Source organism: Streptomyces sp. CA189, from assembly GCF_056428985.1.
In genome coordinates this window covers 11,583-30,819 of the sequence record NZ_JBWJVM010000061.1, presented here as the reverse complement: position 1 = coordinate 30,819, position 19,237 = coordinate 11,583, and the positions used below count along the sequence as shown (strand labels likewise).

The following is a 19,237-nucleotide window of genomic DNA, read 5'->3' as shown; positions in this document are numbered from 1 at the left end:
GCCACCGAACCTAGGCGTGAATTCAGGCGACTTGGGGCCTTCGGGAGGGGCTTCACTCGAACGCATGGTGGAGTGTCACATGTCGCTGAGGGGTGATGAATTCGGCTGCGTGGAGCCGTCAGTCGAGGAGCATGTCCACCGGCAGTTCGAGGGTCACCCCGAGGTAGTCGGGGAGGGGGAGCAGCGTGCCGCGCTTGAAGGTTCTGCGCAAGCGGTAGCAGGTGGCGCGAGGGTCCGTGTAGATCACGACTTCGTCGTGCTGGCAGTCAGCGATGACGTAGACGGGGACATCGGCCCGGGCGTAGCTCTCCACCCTGGTGGTGTCGTTCGCCCAGTTCGAGGAGGTGACCTCCAGGATCATGCGGAAGGCGTCGGGTCGGAAGCAGTTCTTTGTGACCTCACGGTCAAGGAAGTCGGCCTCCACGAGAGAGAAATCCGGGACCGCGTAGTCGTCCTCGCCGGTGGGAAGTGAAATGCCGATGCCCTGGAGGACTTCCAGGCCGGCCTTCTCGGTTCCGGCCTCGTGGAAGGTCACAGTGAGCAGGGTCAGGGTCCGGGCGTGCCGCCCGTCGGCTGGTGGTGCCGCAGTGAGCCTCCCCGGGAGGATCTCCACTCGGTGTCCGGGAAGCTCCCTGGAGAGCCGGTCGGCGGCTTCCGCGATCGGGGTCGTGTGGTGGGGCATGGGCGTGGCTACCTCCTTCTGGCGACTCACGCTGCCGGGGTGTGGTCGTGGGCGTCGAGATTTCGCTCGACTTCACCCGTACGGGCATATTCGGCCCGCCGGGAGGCCGGAGTCGTCAACTCCGTTAAAGCGCAGGTGGGTTCGGCTGGAGGAAGTCGCCGTCCGGGGTCTTGACGCTGGGAGTTGGTCTAGACCAAGGTGTGCCGCATGTGGAGATCTCGTGCGGTGCTTGCCGCGCTCGCGTCGTTGTCGCTCACTCTCGCGGCCGTGGGGACCGCCGATGCCGTGGGGACGGCGGAAGTGGCTCGGGCTGCCGGGCGGAGCGTCGGGCTGCCGCCCGTCGTGTCGCATGTGCCGACCAGTGAGAAGGTCGTGTTCATCACCATTGACGACGGGTGGGCGCACGATCCTGCCGTTGCGCAGACGCTGGTTGAGCAGCGGGTTCCCGCTTCGCTGTTCCTGCTGCCGGGGGCGTTCTCGTACGACGCCCAGTACTTCACCGGGCTGGTCGAGCAGGGGCGGTCGGTGAACGTGGAGAACCACACCGTCAACCATCCTGATCTGACGACGCTCGACGCCGCGGGGAAGGACGCCGAGGTGTGCGGGGCCGGGGAGCAGGTCGCCGCGGCCTTCGGGCGGGAGCCGAAGCTGCTGCGGCCGCCGTACGGGGCCGTCAACGACGAGGTGCGGCTGGCCGCGAAGGCGTGCGGGGTCAAGGCGCTGATCACGTGGACGCACGACTTCACGACGTGGGGCGAGACGCCGGCCACGCCGCAGTTGCAGGCCGGGGACATCGTGCTGCTGCACTTCACGCCGACGCTCGGCGCGGACCTGAAGCGGGCCCTGGACGCGGCGAAGGCCGCCGGGCTGAGGCCGGCGGCCCTGATGCCGCACCTGAAGAGTGCCGGGTTGGTCCCGTAAGGGAGGACCGGCTACGGCTCGCGGTGGAGCTTCGTGTTCGAGGCCTGGGCGCGGGGGCGGACCACCAGGAGGTCGATGTTGACGTGGCTGGGACGGGTCACCGCCCAGGTGATGGTGTCGGCCACGTCGTCGGCGGAGAGGGGCTCGGCCACGCCGGCGTAGACCTTCTCCGCGCGCTCCGCGTCGCCGCGGAACCGGGTCTTCGCGAACTCCTCGGTCTTGACCAGGCCGGGGGCGATCTCGATGACGCGGACGGGCTGGCCGACGATCTCCAGGCGGAGGGTCTCGGCGAGGACGCGGGCGCCGTTCTTGGCGGCCACGTAGCCGGCGCCGCCCTCGTAGGTGGCGTGGCCGGCGGTGGAGGAGAGTACGACCACCGTGCCGTCGCCCGAGGCGGTCAGGGCCGGGAGCAGGGCCTGGGTGACGTTGAGCGTGCCGATGACGTTGACCTCGTACATCGTGCGCCAGTCGGCGGGGTCGCCGGTGGCGACGGGGTCGGCTCCGATGGCGCCGCCGGCGTTGTTGACGAGCACGTCGCAGCGGTCGAGGGAGGCGGCGAGGGCGTCCACGGCGGCGCGGTCGGTGACGTCGAGGGCGTGCGCGGTCGCGGCGTGGCCGGCCGCCGTGATCTCGGCGGCGAGGGCCTCGATGCGGTCCTTGCGGCGGGCGGTGAGGACGACGTGGTAGCCGGCCGCGGCGAGCTGCCGGGCGGTGGCCGCGCCGATGCCGCTGCTCGCGCCGGTGACTACGGCGGTTCGGGTGGCCGTGCTCATGCTGGCTCCTCGTGCGTTCGTACGGGTGAGTGCGGGTGAGTACGGGCCAGCATAGGCGGGTCGCCGCGCAGGTCACCGGCCGCGCGGGGCGTACATGATCACCGCCATGCCGGCGAGGCAGACGAGGGCGCCCGCGATGTCCCACCGGTCGGGCCGGTAGCCGTCGGCGACCACGCCCCAGAGGAGGGATCCGGCGACGAAGACCCCGCCGTAGGCGGCGAGGACGCGGGCGAAGTCGCCCGTGGGCTGGAGGGTGGCGACGAACCCGTAGAGGCCGAGGGCGATGACTCCGACGCCGATCCAGGCCCAGCCCCGGTGCTCGCGGACGCCCTGCCAGACGAGCCAGGCGCCGCCGATCTCCAGGAGTGCGGCGAGGGCGAAGAGGGCGGCGGAGCGGGCGATGAGCATGGCCGGAACCCTATGCGGAGCGAATGAGCGAGCGGGGGAGGAGGGCTCGCCCACGTTCGTGTGATGGTCCGACCATCGGGTGGGCGGGAGGGCTAGCGTCCGCGCGTGGAGGTGGTCGCGGTGCGCCGAGGTGCCGTACGGAGTGTGGTGATGGCCGGGCTGCTGGTGCTGCTCGGCGGGACGGGGAGCGGTGTGGGGAACGCCCGCGCCGCCGGGCCGGGGCCCGAGGCGGAGGCCGATGTGGCCTATCACGGGCGGGTGGCCCTGACCGGGGGCCGGCTGCGGATCCTGCTGGTTCCGGAGAACGAGGGTCCGTCCGCCCTGGCGAACGCGACCGTACGGCTGCGCCTGTCGGCGGACCTCGCGGACCGGCAGGAACTGGCGGAGGGCTGCGCGCGGGCCGGGCTGCGCGAGGTGGTGTGCGAGACCGGGGAGCTGCCGCTGCGCGGGCGGGGGCGGCACATCGGGCTGGTGCTGCGGCTGAAGGAGCCGGCCACGGAGGTGGTGGTGCGGGTCGACACGTGGTGGAACGGCGGCGCGACGGACCGGAACCACGCCAACAACGAGCACGTGGTGCTGGCCCTGGACACGGGGGACATGTACGCGTTCTGAGCCGGCTGCGGGCCGGTGGCCCGTTGCCGGCCGGCCCGGCTGCCGCGTACGGGCCCCGGCGCGTGCGCCGCTACGGGGTGCCGACGCCGCCGAACTCGGCGACGGCCTCGTCGACGATCCGCTCCAGCCGGGCGTGGTGGGCGCCGCGCCAGTAGACGCGCTCGCAGTCGGCGCACTGGGCGAAGACCTCGTACGAGCGCTGCGTGCCGCCCTCAAGCCGGTCGCCGACGCTGTCCTTGTCGGCCTCGCGCAGGGTGCCGTTGCACGCGGTGCAGCGGGTCCACGGCGCGAGGGCCGGGGCGAACCGGCCCAGGATGTCGCGGACCTGCTCGTCGGGGTTGTCGCTGTAGACGTACGCGCCGGCGAACAGCTCGCGGCGGCGCAGCAGTCCGCGGTCGCGGGAGAGCAGGACGCGCTGCTCGGCGGCGGAGCGGGTGGCCAGGGCGGGGTCGCCGATGTCCTCGTTCTCGTACGCCGCGTCCACGCCCAGCAGCCGCAGGCGGCGGGCGAGGGTGCCGAGGTGGACGTCGAGGAGGAAGCGCAGCGGCGTGGTCTCGGGGACGCCGGGGAGGTGCTGGGGGCGGTCGACGCCGAAGACCTCGACGGATTCGCCCTCCCGGGGCACGTGGGCGAGGGGCGTCTCGGCGCCGTCGACGAGGATCCGGCCGACTTCGGTGAGGGGGACGCCGGCCGATTCGACGACGTGGCCGAGGCTGGAGGCGCCGTCGGTGGTGGTCGGTACGCGGGTGCCGCGGCGCGCGGGCGCGGCGAACACGTGCAGTTCGGGGGCGAGGGTGAGCTGAATGCCGGGTCCGTTCACGGGCTCAGCATGCCATCGAGGGGCGGGGGTCGGCGGCGGATTTACGTGTCCGCCGCCGCGACGGCCGCGACTGCCGCGGCTGCCGCGTCGTGCCGTTCGCGATGGGCGTTGACCTCGTCGAAGTGGTTCTCGGCCCATTCCTTCACGGAGCTGAGCAGGCAGCCGAGGTTGCCGCCGAGGTCGGTGAGCCGGTAGTCGACGCGGACCGGGACGGTGGGCGTGACGGTGCGGGCGACGAGGCCGTCGCGCTCCAGGGAGCGCAGGGTCTGGGTCAGCATCTTCTGGCTGACGCCGGGGATCCTGCGGCCGAGCTCGCTGTAGCGCATGGTCCGGTCCTCGGCCTGGGCGAGCGCGCTGACGATGAGGCCGACCCACTTGTCGCTGATGCGGGCCAGGAGCCGGCTGGTGGGGCACTCCTTCAGGAAGGCGTCGTAGGCCTCGCGGGCCTCTTCGCGGCGGGCCTCGGCGGTACGGGTGGCCATGGGTGCCCCACTTCCGGGTCGGGTACGCACTCGGAGGTGCGTACTTACGATTCGAGAGTAACTCTCCCTAGGTTAGTTCTCACCGGGAACACCGGAACCGGAGAACGAGCCTGCGGAAGAGGCGATCACGATGAGCGAGACCAAGCAGACGACCGGCCCGACGACGATGCTGGCGGCCGTGGCCGAAGGCTTCGGCGGCCCCGAGCGGGTCGAGGTCGTACGGGTGCCGGTCCCGCGGCCGGCCGCCGGGCAGGTCCGGGTACGGGTCCGGGCGGCCGGCCTGAACCCGGTCGACGGTGCGGTACGCGCCGGGGTCTTCGGCGGTACGGGGGAGCGGCTGGGCTTCGGGTGGGACGTGGCGGGCGAGATCGACGAGCTGGGCGCGGACGTGGACGGCTGGGCGGTCGCCGACCGGGTGGTGGGCCTGCACTACGGCCCGGTCAAGCCGCTCGGTACGCACGCGGAGTACGCGGTGCTCGACGCGTCGGCGCTCGCTCCGGCCCCGGCCTCGGTCGACCGGGTGACGGCGGCCGCGCTGCCGCTGAGCGGACTGACCGCCGCCCGCGCGGTGGACCTGCTGGAACTGGCCCCGGGGTCTTCGGTCCTGGTCACGGGCGCGGCGGGGGCGGTCGGCGGGCTGGCGGTCCAACTGGCGGCGCGGGCGGGCTACGTGGTGACGGCCCTGGCGGGGGCCGGTGACGAGGAGCTCGTACGGTCCCTGGGCGCGGCCCACTTCGTCCCGCGCGGCTCGGCTCCGGCCGCCGCCGTGGACGGCGTCGTGGACACGGCGGTCCTCGGCGGGCCGGCCCTGGCCTTCGTCCGCGACGGCGGCGCCTACGTCGGTCTGATCCCCGGCGCGGCCCCGGCGGCGGAGCGGGGCGTCCGCGTGGTGGAACAGGAGGTCGCGGCGGACGGTGCACACCTGGCCCGGCTGGTGTCGCTGGTCGACGCGGGGGAGCTGGCGCTCAGGGTGGCGCGGACCTTCCCGCTGGCGGAGGCCCCCGAGGCGCACGCCCACCTCGCGGACCCGGGCACCCGGGGCCGCATCGTCCTGACGGCCTGAGGCCGGGCGGCGGCCTCACCCGTGGGGGTGGATCGAGGCAGCCAGTGGGCGCAGGGGGGCCAGCCGTAGCCGCTCCGCCGCGAAGGTGCCAACAGGCTGTGGCCTGTCACTGAAGGCGGCGAACCGCCGGACGCCGGCGGCGAGCAGACGAAAGGCCTCCATGTCCACATTCACTGCTGGTCTGAGAAGAACGCTGGAGCGAACCGGGGTGGCGGCCGCCACCGGTCTGGCGTTGGTCCTGACCCTGCCGGGAGCCGCGCTCGCCGCGCCGGGCGACCTCGATCCGACCTTCGACGGCGACGGCAAGGTCGTCACCAACTTCGGCGGCTACGACGAGAGCCGCGACATGGCGTTGCAGCCGGACGGCAAGATCGTCACCGTCGGTCTCGCCGAGCCTCCGCCGGGCGGCGCGGCCGACTTCGCGCTGGCCCGGTACAACACCAACGGCAGCCTCGACACCAGCTTCGACGGCGACGGTCGGGTCCTGACCGACGTGAGCGGCGGCAACGAGAACGAGAACGAGGACGTGGCCAACGGGGTGGCGGTGCAGCCGGACGGCAAGATCGTCGTGGTCGGCCGCAGCGTGCATCCGGTGAGCGGCTGGTACGCGTTCACGGTGGTCCGCTACAACACCGACGGCAGCCTCGACACCGGCTTCGGCGGCGACGGCACCGTGCTCACCGACTTCGGAACGGGTGGCTCGCAGGAGGCCTTCGCGGTAGCGGTGCGGGCCGATGGTGCGATCGTCGCCGTCGGAATGAGCGGGGCCGAGGTGGCGGTGGCCCGCTACCACCCCGACGGCAGTCCCGACACCGGGTTCGACGGCGACGGCATGGTCAGCACCGCCTTCGAAGGCGGCTCCGCGACCGCCTTCGACGTGGCGTTGCTGCCGGCGGACGACAAGATCGTCATCACCGGTCGCGCCGGGTACAACTACCCGGCGAACGCCTCCGACTTCGCGGTCGCCCGCTACAACGCGGACGGCAGCCTGGACACCGGCTTCGACGGCGACGGCAGGGTGACCACCGCCTTCGCCGAGGCCGACGTGGCCGGTGGAGTGAAGGTGCAGCCCGACGGGAAGACCGTCGTGGCGGGGACCAGCGCCTTCAACTTCGCACTGGCCCGCTACAACACCGACGGCAGTCTCGACAGCGGCTTCGACGGCGACGGCAAGGTCACGACCGACTTCGGAACCGGCACCCTGGACGGAAGCTCCGACCTGGCGTTGCAGCCCGACGGCAAGATCGTCGCCGCGGGCATCAGCCAGACCGACTTCGCGGTGGCCCGCTACAACACCGACGGCACCCTGGACGGCGGCTTCGGAACCGGCGGCAAGGTCACCACCGACGTGTACTTCGGCTTCTTCGACACCGCCAGTGCGGTGGCACTGCAGTCCGACGGCAAGATCGTCCTCGCCGGCAACAACGGCGACGACCAAGGACTGGTCCGCTACCAGGTCGCCGCGACGCCGCCGCCCCCGCCCGGAGTGAACCTGTCCGTCACCAAGACCGGACCCGCCGCCGTCTCCATCGGCGACCAGGCCACCTACACCGTGACGGTGACGAACACGAGCACCACGACGGCTGCCACCGGCGTCACGCTGGCCGACACCCTCACCGGACCCGGCTCCCTCCTGTCCGCCACGCCCGGCCAGGGCACCTGCACCACCACGTCCACCAGCGCCACCTGCGCTCTGGGCTCCCTCGCCCCGGGCGCCCAGGCGACGGTGACGGTGGTCGCCGAACCCCGGGCCACGGGCACCCTGTCCGACCGGGCCACGGTCAGCGCGGCACAAACCGACCCGGTGCCCGCCAACAACACGGCGACGGCGACCAGCACGGTCAACAACGCGCGGGGCTGCACGATCGTCGGCACCAGCGGTGCGGACACCCTGACCGGGGGCTACTTCAACGACGTGATCTGCGCCCTCAGCGGCAACGACATCGTCCGGGCCGGCTACGGCAACGACACCGTCCACGCGGGCCCCGGCAACGACAACGTGGACGGCGGCTTCGGCACCGACACACTGAACGGCGGCAGCGGAAACGACACGCTGACCGGCTACTACGGCAACGACCTGCTCAACACGGTCGACGGCGTCTCCGGCAACGACACCGCCAACGGCGGCCTCGGCACCGACACGTGCACCACCGACTCGGGCGACACCCGCCTGAGCTGCCCGTAGCGAAAGGCTCACTCCCCGGCCCGCGGGGCCTGCCCCTCAGACGTCACGTCGCCCGGGGCGGGCCCGCGGCTCTCGCGAACCGGTCGGGGCCACACCAGTCGGGGCCACACCGGTCGGGGCCAGGCGTGTCAGGGCGAGACCGGTCAGGGCCAGATCGGTCAGGGCCAGACCAGGCAGTACGGCTGGTGCCCCGCCTCGTGGAGGCGATGGCTGAAATCCTGCCACTCGTGGAGCAGCTGGTAGACGTTGAAGGCGTCGCGGGGGCCGCCGCGGTCGGGGACCGTGGACCAGATGAAGGCGGCGGCGCCGACCGATTCCTCGCCGATGCCGCGCAGCGGGTCGACGACGGTCATCGGGAGCTTCACGACGGCGTAGTCGGGGTGGAGGACGACCAGCTCCAGCGGGGGCACCTTGTGCAGGGGTATGCCCTCGATGCCGGTCAGGACCATCGCCGCGACCGTTTCCGGCTTGATCTTGGTGAACATGCCGCCCATGCCGAGCTCGTCGCCGCCCAGCTCCTCCGGCCGCATCGTCACCGGGACGCGCGCGGCCGTGGCTCCGTCGGGTGCGCCGAAGTACTTGTACGTCACGCCCATGCCGCGGCCCCTGGGGAGGCCGTCGGGGTCCTGCGTCGGGCCCGGTACGGGTTCTGCCGCGTCCGTGGCGCGTCGGCGGTGCTTGCCGCGGCGACGTTCCCGGGCGCGCTGCGGGTCCAGGCCGTCCGTGCCCTCGCCCGGTCCACCACCGCGTTGCATATCTCCACCCGACTGGTCTTGCCTGCCCCGGCCCCGTGACCCCCGCCACGCAGCCTGATCATCATGGCAGTGACCTCCCCCGGGGCGGCGCGGTGAAACGCCCGTCCGCAAGTCAGTCGCGGCCTCTGAGACCATGGCTGGTGTGAGCTACCCGTACCCGTATGAAGCCAAAGTCTCGCAGACTCTCTTTGACCGCGCGTCCCTCGTGACGCCTGGCGGCGTGAACTCTCCCGTGCGCGCCTTCCGAGCCGTGGGCGGAACGCCCAGGTTCATGGTGTCCGGTACCGGTCCGTACCTGACCGATGCCGACGGGCGCGAGTACGTCGACCTGGTCTGCTCGTGGGGGCCGATGATCCTCGGCCACGCCCACCCGGCCGTGGTGGAGGCCATCCAGGCCGCCGTCGTCCGCGGCACCTCCTTCGGCACCCCCGGTGAGGGGGAGGTCGCGCTCGCCGAGGAGATCGTCGCGCGGATCGAGCCCGTGGAGCAGGTCCGCCTGGTGTCCTCCGGGACCGAGGCGACCATGTCCGCGATCCGCCTCGCCCGCGGGTTCACCGGCCGCGCCAAGATCGTGAAGTTCGCCGGCTGCTACCACGGGCACGTGGACTCGCTGCTGGCCGCCGCCGGCTCCGGGCTCGCGACCTTCGCGCTGCCGGACACCCCCGGGGTGACGGGCGCGCAGGCCGGGGACACGATCGTGCTCCCCTACAACGATCTGGAATCGGTTCGGGCGGCCTTCGCCGCGCACCCCGGCGAGATCGCCTGTGTGATCACCGAGGCCGCGCCCGGCAACATGGGCGTCGTGCCCCCGGGGGAGGGCTTTAACCAGGGGCTCGCCGACCTGTGCCGGGCGAACGGCGCCCTGTACATCTCCGACGAGGTCATGACGGGCTTCCGTACCTCGCGCGCCGGCTGGTACGGCGTGGACGGGGTCAAGCCCGACCTGATGACCTTCGGCAAGGTCATGGGCGGCGGCTTCCCGGCCGCGGCGTTCGGCGGCCGGGCGGACGTCATGGGCCACCTCGCGCCCGCGGGTCCCGTCTACCAGGCGGGCACGCTGTCCGGGAACCCGATCGCGACGGCCGCCGGTCTCGCGCAGCTGCGGCTGCTGGACGCGGCGGCGTACGAGAAGGTCGACGCGGTGTCGAGCCGGATCCAGGGGCTGGTCACCGAGGCGCTGACCAAGGAGGGCGTCGCGCACCGGGTGCAGACCGCCTCCAACATGTTCTCCGTGTTCTTCACCGAGGACGAGGTCCGCACCTACGACGATGCGAAGAAGCAGGAGGCGTTCCGCTTCAACGGCTTCTTCCACTCGATGCTGGCACAGGGTGTCTACCTGCCGCCGTCGGCGTTCGAGTCGTGGTTCGTGTCCACCTCCCACGACGACAAGGCGATCGAGCGCATCGCGGCCGCCCTGCCGGCCGCCGCCCGGGCCGCCGCGGAGGCCACCGCGTGAGCGCCGGAGCGAGCGCCGGAGCCCCGGTCGGGGGCAACGAGGTCACCGTCGTCCACGTGGTCCGCCACGGCGAGGTGCACAACCCGGACGGCGTGCTCTACGGCCGCCGCTCCGGCTACCACCTCTCCGAGCTGGGTCGCAAGATGGCGGACCGGGTCGCGGAGCACCTGGAGAACCGGGACGTGACGTACGTCGTGGCCTCCCCGCTGGAGCGGGCCCAGGAGACGGCGGCGCCGATCGCCAAGTCGCACGGGCTGGACCTGGCGACGGACGGCCGCCTCCTGGAGGCGGGCAACGTCTTCGAGGGCAAGACCTTCGGGGTCGGGGACGGCGCGCTGCGCAGGCCCGAGAACTGGAAGCACCTGACGAACCCGTTCAAGCCGTCCTGGGGCGAGCCGTACGTCGAGCAGGTCGTGCGGATGATGAGCGCGATCGAGTCCGCCCGTGACGCGGCCCGCGGCCACGAGGCGGTGGCGGTCAGCCACCAGCTCCCGATCTGGATCGTGCGGAGCTTCGCGGAGAAGCGGCGGCTGTGGCACGACCCGCGCCGCCGCCAGTGCACGCTGGCCTCGCTGACCTCGTTCACGTACCAGGGCGACAAGCTGGTGTCGGTGGGCTACAGCGAGCCGGCCCGGGACCTGGTCCCGGCGCACCTCCTCGCGGGGGCGAAGCCGGTGAAGGGCAAGTCCAAGGCGTTCGGCGCCTAGCCCCGGCCGCACGGTACGGATGACTCCGGGCCCGTCCCCCTCGGGGGCTGGGCCCGGAGTCATGAGCCCAGGGCGCAGCCCGGTTCGAGGCGCAACCCCTCGGTCCGTGCCCGTTTGGTCAAGACTCTGGCTAATTTCATACAAGTTGCCGGATGAGGCCGTGTCACCCCTCGACATCGCCGAAATGTCCGTTTGTATGAAGTTCATGAGCGATATGCGCGGCTTCAGCCGAAGAGGAGTACTCGGGCTCGGACTTGGAGCCGCCGCGGCGGCCGGCATGGCCGGCTGCAGCGTCGGCGGCCCGTCCGGAGCGGGCAACCCCGGACCGGTCAACCCGTCGGGCGCCACGCCGCCCACCGCCCCGCCCGGCCCGGCGGTCAAGCCGATCGGCGACGGATCCACCGCCGACACCGGGCCGCAGCCGCACCAGCCGGCCGCCCCCGTACCCCTCCAGCCGGGCGAGACCCCGCCCCAGTTCGTGGTGTTCAGCTGGGACGGCGCGGGGGAGATCGGCAACGGCCTCTTCCCCCGCTTCCTCAAGCTCGCCAAGGACCACGGCGCGGCGATGACCTTCTTCCTGTCCGGGATCTACCTCCTGCCCGAGTCGAAGAAGCACCTCTACCGCCCGCCGAAGAACCCCGTCGGCGCCTCCGACATCGGCTACCTCAAGGACGAGAACGTCCGCAACACCCTGAAGTACGTGCGCGAGGCCTGGCTGGACGGCCACGAGATAGGCACCCACTTCAACGGGCACTTCTGCGGCGGCTCCGGGTCGGTCGGCAAGTGGACCCCGGAGGACTGGCAGAGCGAGATAGACCAGGCCGTGTCCTTCGTCACCAACTGGCGCACCAACACCGGCTGGACCGACCTCGAACCGCTGCCCTTCGACTACCGCAAGGAGCTCGTCGGCGCCCGCACCCCCTGCCTGCTCGGCCAGGACAACCTGCTGCCCACCGCCCAGAAGCTGGGCTGGCGCTACGACTCCAGCTCGCCCGGCGGCCTCCAGCAGTGGCCGGTCAAGCGCGGCGGCCTGTGGGACCTGCCGCTGCAGTCGCTCCCCTTCCCCGGGCACTCCTTCGAGGTGCTGTCGATGGACTACAACATCCTCGCGAACCAGTCCAAGAACACCACCAAGGGCGTCCCGTCCAACTACCCGGCCTGGCGCACCCAGGCCACCGGCGCCTACCTGGGCGGCTTCAAGCGGGCCTACGAGAGCAACCGCGCGCCCCTCTTCATCGGCAACCACTTCGAGGAGTGGAACGGCGGCATCTACATGGACGCCGTCGAGGAGTCCCTCAAGGGTATGGCGGACAAAAAGGACGTACGCCTCGTATCCTTCCGGCAGTTCACCGACTGGCTGGACGTCCAGGACCCCAAGGTGCTCGCCAAGCTGCGCACGCTCGGCCCCGGTCAGGCGCCGACCGGTGGCTGGGGCACGTATCTCACGGCCGTCTGACCCGCCCCGGGTCAGCACCTGACCAGCGGCTTAACAGACCGTCCGGGGGGCGCGGAAGATCCGCAAACGGCACATGCGAAACTTTTCACATGAGCCTTAGCCGCGCCCCCCGCCGCAGCCGCTCGACCAGCGGCCGCGCCACCCTGCTGACCGCGGTGACCCTCGCCGGCGCCCTCACCCTCACGGCGTGCAGCGATGCGGACGGCGGCAGCAAATCCTCCGGTTCCGCCGGCGGCAACTACGTGACGGGCTCCAGAGGCGTCTCCACCGTCGCCAAGGCCGACCGCACCGAGGCCCCCAAGCTCGACGGGGAGACGGTGGACGGCAAGACGCTGGACACCACCACCCTCAAGGGCAAGGTCGTCGTCCTCAACGTCTGGGGCTCCTGGTGCCCGCCGTGCCGGGCCGAGGCCCCGTCCTTCGCCAAGGTCTCCAAGGAGATGGCGGACGCCGGTCAGGACATCGCCTTCGTCGGCATCAACACCCGCGACAACACCAAGCAGAACGCCGTCTCCTTCGAAGAGACCTACGGGATCACCTACCCGAGCCTCTACGACCCGGACGGCAAGCTGATGCTCCGGTTCCCCAAGGGCACGCTGAACCCCCAGGCCATCCCCTCCACGCTCGTCCTCGACAAGGACGGCAAGATCGCCTCCCGCACCCTGGCCGCGGTCAGCGAGGAGCAGCTGCGCTCGATGATCGAGCCCGTCCTCGCGGAGAAGTGACCTCGTGGTCACCGCACTCCCCGGACTCGCAGGGCTCTCCGGGCCGCTCTCCGACGTGGTCCTCGCCGCCGAACCGACCGGCGTGAACACGACCGTCCTCAACGGCGCCCTGCTGCTGGCCCTGCCGATCGCCCTGCTCGCCGGGCTGGTCTCCTTCTTCTCGCCCTGCGTGCTGCCCCTGGTCCCCGGCTACCTCTCCTACGTGACCGGCGTCGGCGGCGCCGACCTCGCCGAGGCCCGCCGCGGCCGGATGCTGGGCGGTGCGAGCCTGTTCGTCCTCGGGTTCACGGCCGTGTTCGTCTCGACCGGCGCGCTGTTCGGCTACTTCGGGCAGACCCTCGACGCGAACAAGGAAGTCATCTCCCGGGTCCTCGGCGGCCTGGTGATCCTGCTCGGCCTGTTCTTCATGGGCGCGATCCCCGGTCTGACGATGCGCGAGTTCCGCTTCCACAAGAAGCCGACCGTCGGCCTGATCGGCGCACCCGTGCTCGGCGTGCTCTTCGGCCTCGGCTGGACCCCCTGCATGGGCCCGACCCTCGCGGCCGTCGGCACCCTCTCCCTCGACCAGGCCACCGCGGGCCGCGGCGCGCTGCTGACCGTGGTCTTCTGCCTGGGACTGGGGCTGCCGTTCATCGCCACCGCCCTCGCCTTCCGCAAGGCGCTCGGCGCGTTCGGCTGGGTGAAGAAGCACTATGCGTGGGTGATGCGCATCGGCGGCGGCATGCTGATCCTGACCGGTCTGCTGCTCGTCACAGGATTGTGGAGCAGCATCGTCAGCGACATGCAGAGCTGGACCCAAGGCTTCACGGTGGGGATCTGAGGACTACACGGACATGAGTACGACCGACAAGGCGTCCACCGAGGCGCCGCACGATGCCCCGGAGTCCGAGGATTCCGCTTCCGCCGAGGCTTCGGCCGAGGCGGCCGCCGGCGCGCAGCTGTCCACCGCCCCCCTGGAGGACGCCCCCGGCGGCCCCGTGGGCATCGGGGTGCTCGGCTGGGCCCGCTGGTTCTGGCGGCAGCTCACCTCCATGCGGGTGGCGCTGATCCTGCTCTTCATGCTGTCGCTGGCGTCCATCCCGGGCTCGCTGGTCCCGCAGAACCAGGTCGACCTGATGAAGGTCGCCGCCTGGAAGAAGGAGCACGCCTCCTGGGTGGGCGTCGCCGAGAAGCTCCAGCTGTTCGACGTCTACAGCTCGGTGTGGTTCTCCGCGATCTACCTGCTGCTGTTCATCTCGCTGATCGGCTGCATCCTGCCGCGCTCCTGGCAGTTCGTCGGCCAGCTCACCGGCCGGCCGCCGGCCGCGCCCAAGCGGCTCGACCGGATGCCCGCGTACGCGACCTGGCGCACGGACACCCCCCCGGACGAGGTGCTCGCCTCCGCGCACGGCCTGCTCGGCCGCCGCCGCTTCCGTACGGAGACAGGTACGGGATCGGGGTCGGGATCGGTCTCGGCCGAGAAAGGCTATCTGCGCGAGGCCGGGAACCTGATCTTCCACGTGGCGCTGATCGTCATGCTGATCGCCTTCGCCTGGGGCCAGTACTTCAAGTCCGAGGGCGGCAAGCTCGTCCTGCGCGGCAAGGGCTTCTCGAACACGCTGACCCAGTACGACGACTTCAAGGCCGGCGGCCTCTTCGACTCCGCGGACCTGCCGCCCTTCTCCTTCACCCTGGACAAGTTCGACGCGACGTTCGAGCGCACGGGCCCGCAGAAGGGCACCCCGCGCGACTTCAAGGCGTACGTCACCTTCAGCAACGGCGCGCACGGCAAGCCGGAGAAGCGCGAGATCCAGGTCAACAAGCCGATGGAGGTGGACGGCTCCAAGGTCTACCTGCTCGGCCACGGCTACGCGCCGGTCATCTCGGTGACCGACTCCACCGGCAAGGTGATCTACAAGGACGCCGTGCCGATGCTGCCGCAGGACGGCAACCTCACCTCGACCGGCGCCATCAAGGTCACCGACGGCTACAAGGACAAGGACGGGAAGACGACGCAGCTCGGCTTCGCGGCGATGTTCGTGCCGACCTTCGCGGGCGCCGGCCAGGGCACGATGTTCTCGCAGTTCCCGGAGCTGGACTTCCCGGCACTCGCGCTGAACGCGTGGCACGGCAGCCTCGGGGTGGACTCGGGCCTGCCGCAGAACGTGTACCAGCTGGACACCTCCAAGATGGAGCAGTTCAAGACCGAGGACGGCCAGCCGCTCGCGAAGCGGATGCTGCCCGGGGAGACCATGGAACTGCCCGGCGGCCAGGGCACCGTGAAGTTCGAGTCCATCGAGCGCTGGGCGACCTTCTCGATCACCCACCAGCCCGGCAGCGGCCTCGCCCTCGCGGGCGCCGTCGCCGCCATCGCGGGACTCGCCGGCTCCCTCTTCATCCAGCGCCGCCGGATCTGGGTGCGCGCGGTCCGGGGCAAGGACGGGGTGACCGTGGTCGAGATGGCGGGCCTCGGCCGCAGCGAGTCCGCCAAGCTTCCGGAGGAGCTGGCGGTCCTGGCCGGCGCGCTTCACCAGCAGGCGCCCACGGCGGCGCCCGCCTCGCCTGTCGAATCCACCCAACCTGCCGAAGAAGCCGAAGAAGTCGAAGGGGAGCGCGCGTGATGCAGCTCGCGGCCGCAGCCAACGAGAGTCTGGCTCACCTCAGCAACAACCTGATCTACGCGTCCATGGCGGTCTACACCCTCGCCTTCTTCGCCCACATCGCCGAGTGGATCTTCGGCAGCCGCAGCAAGGTGGCCCGTACGGCCGCCGCGCTCACCAACTCCGGGGCCGCGTCCGGCGCCGCGTCCGGGGCCAAGGCCGCCGCTCCCGCCGTCCAGGTGCGGGGCAAGGCCGGCACCGCCGTCCTCGACAAGCCCACGGTGGTCACGCGCAGCGCCGCCGGCACCCGTGACGTCCCGGACGGCCCCGGCGCGGCCGGCGGCACCGTCCAGGGCGACCTGTACGGGCGCATCGCGGTCTCGCTGACCACCCTCGGCTTCCTCCTCGCGGCCGCCGGCGTCGTCGCCCGCGCGATGTCCGTGGAGCGGGCCCCCTGGGGCAACATGTACGAGTTCTCGATCACCTTCTCCACGGTGGCCGTCGGCACGTACCTGCTGCTCCTGGCGCTGAAGAAGAACGTCCGCTGGCTCGGCCTGTTCCTGGTCACCACGGTCCTGCTCGACCTGGGCATCGCCACCACGGTGCTCTACACCGACAGCGACCAGCTGGTCCCCGCGCTGAAGTCGTACTGGCTGCTGATCCACGTCTCCACCGCGATCATCTGCGGTGCGGTCTTCTACATCGGTGCGGCCGGCGCGGTCCTGTACCTCTTCCGCGATTCCTACGAGGCGAAGCTCGTGCGGGGCGGGCAGCCCGGCAAGTTCGCCACCTCGGTCATGGAGCGCTTCCCGTCGGCGGCCTCGCTCGACAAGTTCTCGTACCGCATCAACGCGGCCGTCTTCCCGCTGTGGACCTTCACGATCATCGCGGGCGCGATCTGGGCCGGCGACGCGTGGGGCCGCTACTGGGGCTGGGACCCCAAGGAGGTCTGGTCCTTCGTGACCTGGGTGGCGTACGCCTGCTACCTGCACGCCCGCGCCACGGCCGGCTGGAAGGGCCGCAAGGCCGCGTACCTCGCGCTCTTCGCGTTCGCCTGCTGGATCTGGAACTACTACGGCGTGAACATCCTGCTGAGCGGCAAGCACTCGTACGCGGGCGTCTAGCCCCAGTCGGACGAACAGTCGGACGGAACACAGGAGGGGTCGGGCAGCCGAAAGGCCGCCCGGCCCCTCCTGTGTTTCCGGTGTTCTCGGTCCGCCGCCGCCCCGTCACCAGGTGGGGCGCAGCGGCGGGAGGGGGCCGTCCCCGTTCAGGGTGTGGACCAGGCGGCCCAGTTCGGTGCGCAGGGCGCCGAGGTCGACGCTGCCGCGGCCGAGCTCGGCCTCCAGCTCGTGCAGCACCCGTCCGGCCGCCCCCAGGTGGGCGGTCGCGGCCTCCGTCAGGACCACCAGCTTGCGGCGGCCGCCCTCGGGGTGCGGGGTGCGGCGCAGGTAGCCGCGCCGCTCCAGGTCGTCCACGAGCTGCCCGGCGGCCTGCTTGGTCACCCCGAGCCGTTCGGCGAGCTCGGTCGCGGTGGCGCCGGAGGCCCCCAGGGCCTGGAAGGCCATGCCGTGCAGGGGGCGCAGGCCGTCGGCGTACCCGGCCTCTTCGAGGCGGCGGGTGAACTCGCCGAGCAGGAGCTGGAAGCCGAGGCCGAGGAGGAAGGTCAGCTCGATGCCGTCGTGGTCGCCGCTGCCGTCGTCGCTCTGGTGGGTGGTCACGGAAACATGGTGACACAGGTGAGTCAAGCTGCTTTACTCGTCTGAGTAAAGCAGCTTGACTCACCTGTCCCGGAAGCGAAGGAACCGCCTTGCGCGTCATCACCCCGTCCGCCGACCACGTCATCAGCACCCCGAACGCGACCATGACCGGCTTCGCCTCCCCCAGCCGGGGCAGCGCCGAACTGAGCACCTGGCACGCCGCCATCCCCGCCGGAATCACCGGACCCGAGCACTCCGTCAGCCGCGAGCAGGTCTGGACGGTCACCGCCGGGGCCCTGGACGTCACCTGCGGCGGCCGTACCGAGAAGGTCGCCGCAGGTGACTCCGTGGTGCTACCCCCGGACGTCCTGCGCCACGTCCACGCCCTGGCGGACACCGAGGTGTACGTCGCCATGCGCGCCGACGGCCTCGTCTCCGTCCCCGGCACCGAGGGCACCCGCCCCCTGCCCTGGGCGGTGTGAGCCCCGCCGGACCCCCGGCAGGCTGACGGCCGCGGCCACCAGCGCCGCCACGAAGGGGACGAGCAGCGCCGCCCGGTACCCGTCCAGGGGCTCGGCGGCGCCGGCCGCCACCCCCGTCACACCGGCCAGCCCGAGCGCCGCGCCGAACTGGAACGCCGTGTAGAGGAGGCCGCCCGCCAGGCCCTGCTCCTCCTCCGCGATCCCCTCGGTGGCGACGATGGTCAGCGGCCCGTAGACCAGCGCGAAGGCCAGCCCGAGCAGGATCAGGCTCGGCAGCATCAGCAGGTAGGACCAGTCGGCGCCCAGCGGCAGGAACATCCCGTACGCCAGCGCCGCCAGCAGCAGGCCGCCGAGGATCAGCCGGCCGTTGCCGTACCGCGCCACCAGCTTCGGCACCACGGTCGGCGACAGGACCGCGTCGATCCCGATCACCAGCATCGCGAGGCTGGTCTGCAGGGTGGACCAGCCGCGCACCTCCTGGAGGTAGAGCACCACCAGGAACTGGAAGCCGAAGAACGCGGCCGAGAACAGCAGCGCCGCCGCGTTGGCCCGCAGCAGCCCGGGCGAGCGCAGGATGCCGAGCCGGACCAGGGGCTCGGCCGTGCGCCGCTCGACGAGGGCGAACGCCCCGAGCAGCGCCAGCCCCGCCACCGCGGGCAGCGCCGAGAGCTCCTCCACGCCGAGGACGAGCAGCACGACGCCCGCGGTCACGAGCAGCCCGCCCCACACGTCGATCCGGCCCCGCTCGCGGCGTGCGGCCCGCTCGGAACCGGCCTCCTTCGGTACGAAGGCCAGCGCGCCTGCCAGGATCAGCGCGGCCAGCGCCACGGGGGCGAAGAACACCCAGCGCCAGCCCACCGAGGCGAGCAGCCCGCCCGCGACCAGCCCGACGGAGAACCCGGCGGCGGCCGTGCCCGAGTACACGAGCAGCGCCTTCTCCCGCTGGGGCCCCTCGTCGAAGCCGGTGGTGATGATGGAGAGGCCCGCCGGGGTCATGAAGGCGGCGGCGACCCCGGTCACGAAGCGGGCGGCGATCAACTGCCAGCCCTCGGTGGCGAGCCCGCCGAGGCCGGAGAAGAGCAGGAACACCGTCAGCCAGGCGATGAACATCTGGCGGCGTCCGAAGAGGTCGGCCGCGCGGCCGCCGAGCAGCATGAAGCCGCCGTAGCCGAGCACGTAGGCGCTCATCACCCACTGGAGCGTGCCGGTTTCGAGGCCGAGGTCGGCGCGGATGGACGGCAGGGCCACGTTCAGCATCGCGACGTCGATGCCTTCGAGGAAGATGGCGCCGCACAGGACGAGCAGGACGCCGAGCCGGCGCCCCCGGATGGGATCGATGGAGTCCACGGAGACCTCGCAGAAGGGAAGAAGAGGGAGGGAAGAGCGGGAAGTTGCCGGCTCAACAACCCTCGCCCGCCGCCCGTACGGGAA

General features: G+C 71.6%; 19 protein-coding genes and 1 pseudogene. 12 read left to right on the top strand and 8 right to left on the bottom strand.

All coding sequences use genetic code 11. From position 1 onward, the window contains the following. Window positions 1–118: 118 nt before the first annotated feature. A complete protein-coding gene (locus AC061S_RS32630) occupies window positions 119–682 on the bottom strand; it encodes a Uma2 family endonuclease (RefSeq protein ID WP_478689485.1) in 564 nt (187 codons plus the stop codon). Between the two features lie 372 nt (window positions 683–1,054). Between AC061S_RS32630 and AC061S_RS32625 the strand changes: the two genes are divergently transcribed. Continuing rightward, complete coding sequence (locus AC061S_RS32625; RefSeq protein WP_478689484.1) at window positions 1,055–1,603, top strand: polysaccharide deacetylase family protein; 549 nt, start codon at window positions 1,055–1,057, stop codon at window positions 1,601–1,603. 11 nt (window positions 1,604–1,614) lie between these two features. On the opposite strand, the gene AC061S_RS32620 is transcribed toward AC061S_RS32625, so the two are convergent. Next, window positions 1,615–2,376: an SDR family NAD(P)-dependent oxidoreductase gene (locus AC061S_RS32620; RefSeq protein WP_478689483.1), complete on the bottom strand. Its 762-nt coding sequence runs from the start codon at window positions 2,374–2,376 to the stop codon at window positions 1,615–1,617. A 72-nt stretch (window positions 2,377–2,448) separates the two neighbouring features. Continuing rightward, window positions 2,449–2,784, bottom strand: a complete 336-nt coding sequence (locus AC061S_RS32615) for a YnfA family protein (RefSeq protein WP_478689482.1) — start codon at window positions 2,782–2,784, stop codon at window positions 2,449–2,451. A 105-nt stretch (window positions 2,785–2,889) separates the two neighbouring features. Between AC061S_RS32615 and AC061S_RS32610 the strand changes: the two genes are divergently transcribed. Continuing rightward, entirely contained in the window at window positions 2,890–3,396 is a 507-nt protein-coding gene (locus tag AC061S_RS32610; RefSeq protein ID WP_478689481.1) for a hypothetical protein, read from the top strand. 70 nt (window positions 3,397–3,466) lie between these two features. Here the strand turns inward: AC061S_RS32610 and AC061S_RS32605 are convergent, their stop codons facing one another. After that, complete coding sequence (locus AC061S_RS32605; protein WP_478689480.1) at window positions 3,467–4,216, bottom strand: Mut7-C RNAse domain-containing protein; 750 nt, start codon at window positions 4,214–4,216, stop codon at window positions 3,467–3,469. Window positions 4,217–4,257: 41 nt separating this feature from the next. Then, window positions 4,258–4,698 (bottom strand): winged helix-turn-helix transcriptional regulator, encoded by a 441-nt coding sequence (locus AC061S_RS32600; protein ID WP_478689479.1) that lies wholly within the window; start codon window positions 4,696–4,698, stop codon window positions 4,258–4,260. Window positions 4,699–4,864: 166 nt separating this feature from the next. On the opposite strand from AC061S_RS32600, the gene AC061S_RS32595 reads away from it, so the two are divergent. Further along, window positions 4,865–5,761 carry an NADP-dependent oxidoreductase gene (locus tag AC061S_RS32595; protein WP_478689516.1) on the top strand — a complete coding sequence of 299 codons (897 nt, stop codon included), beginning with the start codon at window positions 4,865–4,867 and terminating at the stop codon, window positions 5,759–5,761. 160 nt (window positions 5,762–5,921) lie between these two features. Next, window positions 5,922–7,946: a calcium-binding protein gene (locus AC061S_RS32590; protein ID WP_478689478.1), complete on the top strand. Its 2,025-nt coding sequence runs from the start codon at window positions 5,922–5,924 to the stop codon at window positions 7,944–7,946. Between the two features lie 158 nt (window positions 7,947–8,104). Here AC061S_RS32590 and AC061S_RS32585 read toward each other — a convergent pair whose 3' ends face one another. Further along, window positions 8,105–8,542 carry a hypothetical protein gene (locus AC061S_RS32585; protein WP_008738524.1) on the bottom strand — a complete coding sequence of 146 codons (438 nt, stop codon included), beginning with the start codon at window positions 8,540–8,542 and terminating at the stop codon, window positions 8,105–8,107. 292 nt (window positions 8,543–8,834) lie between these two features. Between AC061S_RS32585 and hemL the strand changes: the two genes are divergently transcribed. The 7 genes from hemL (at window position 8,835) to ccsB (ending at window position 16,748) form a co-directional block, all read left to right on the top strand. Continuing rightward, a complete protein-coding gene (gene hemL / locus AC061S_RS32580; protein ID WP_478689477.1) occupies window positions 8,835–10,157 on the top strand; it encodes a glutamate-1-semialdehyde 2,1-aminomutase in 1,323 nt (440 codons plus the stop codon). Then, window positions 10,154–10,864, top strand: a complete 711-nt coding sequence (locus AC061S_RS32575; protein WP_478689476.1) for a histidine phosphatase family protein — start codon at window positions 10,154–10,156, stop codon at window positions 10,862–10,864. The genes hemL and AC061S_RS32575 overlap by 4 nt, the downstream gene beginning before the upstream one ends. A 214-nt stretch (window positions 10,865–11,078) precedes the next feature. Next, window positions 11,079–12,320: a polysaccharide deacetylase family protein gene (locus AC061S_RS32570; RefSeq protein ID WP_478689515.1), complete on the top strand. Its 1,242-nt coding sequence runs from the start codon at window positions 11,079–11,081 to the stop codon at window positions 12,318–12,320. Window positions 12,321–12,409: 89 nt separating this feature from the next. Beyond that, complete coding sequence (locus tag AC061S_RS32565) at window positions 12,410–13,045, top strand: TlpA family protein disulfide reductase (RefSeq protein WP_478689475.1); 636 nt, start codon at window positions 12,410–12,412, stop codon at window positions 13,043–13,045. 55 nt (window positions 13,046–13,100) lie between these two features. Further along, window positions 13,101–13,865: a cytochrome c biogenesis CcdA family protein gene (locus tag AC061S_RS32560; protein WP_478689514.1), complete on the top strand. Its 765-nt coding sequence runs from the start codon at window positions 13,101–13,103 to the stop codon at window positions 13,863–13,865. Window positions 13,866–13,878: 13 nt separating this feature from the next. Then, complete coding sequence (gene resB, locus AC061S_RS32555; protein WP_478689474.1) at window positions 13,879–15,645, top strand: cytochrome c biogenesis protein ResB; 1,767 nt, start codon at window positions 13,879–13,881, stop codon at window positions 15,643–15,645. Then, window positions 15,645–16,748 (top strand): c-type cytochrome biogenesis protein CcsB, encoded by a 1,104-nt coding sequence (gene ccsB, locus AC061S_RS32550; RefSeq protein ID WP_478689513.1) that lies wholly within the window; start codon window positions 15,645–15,647, stop codon window positions 16,746–16,748. The genes resB and ccsB overlap by 1 nt, the downstream gene beginning before the upstream one ends. 105 nt (window positions 16,749–16,853) lie before the next feature. Here the strand turns inward: ccsB and AC061S_RS32545 are convergent, their stop codons facing one another. Further along, window positions 16,854–17,345: a MarR family winged helix-turn-helix transcriptional regulator gene (locus tag AC061S_RS32545; protein WP_478689473.1), complete on the bottom strand. Its 492-nt coding sequence runs from the start codon at window positions 17,343–17,345 to the stop codon at window positions 16,854–16,856. A gap of 143 nt (window positions 17,346–17,488) precedes the next feature. On the opposite strand from AC061S_RS32545, the pseudogene AC061S_RS32540 reads away from it, so the two are divergent. Continuing rightward, window positions 17,489–17,668: pseudogene (locus tag AC061S_RS32540) on the top strand (cupin domain-containing protein); the annotation flags it as partial. A gap of 9 nt (window positions 17,669–17,677) precedes the next feature. Here the strand turns inward: AC061S_RS32540 and AC061S_RS32535 are convergent. After that, entirely contained in the window at window positions 17,678–19,135 is a 1,458-nt protein-coding gene (locus AC061S_RS32535) for an MFS transporter (RefSeq protein WP_478689512.1), read from the bottom strand. Window positions 19,136–19,237: the final 102 nt, after the last annotated feature.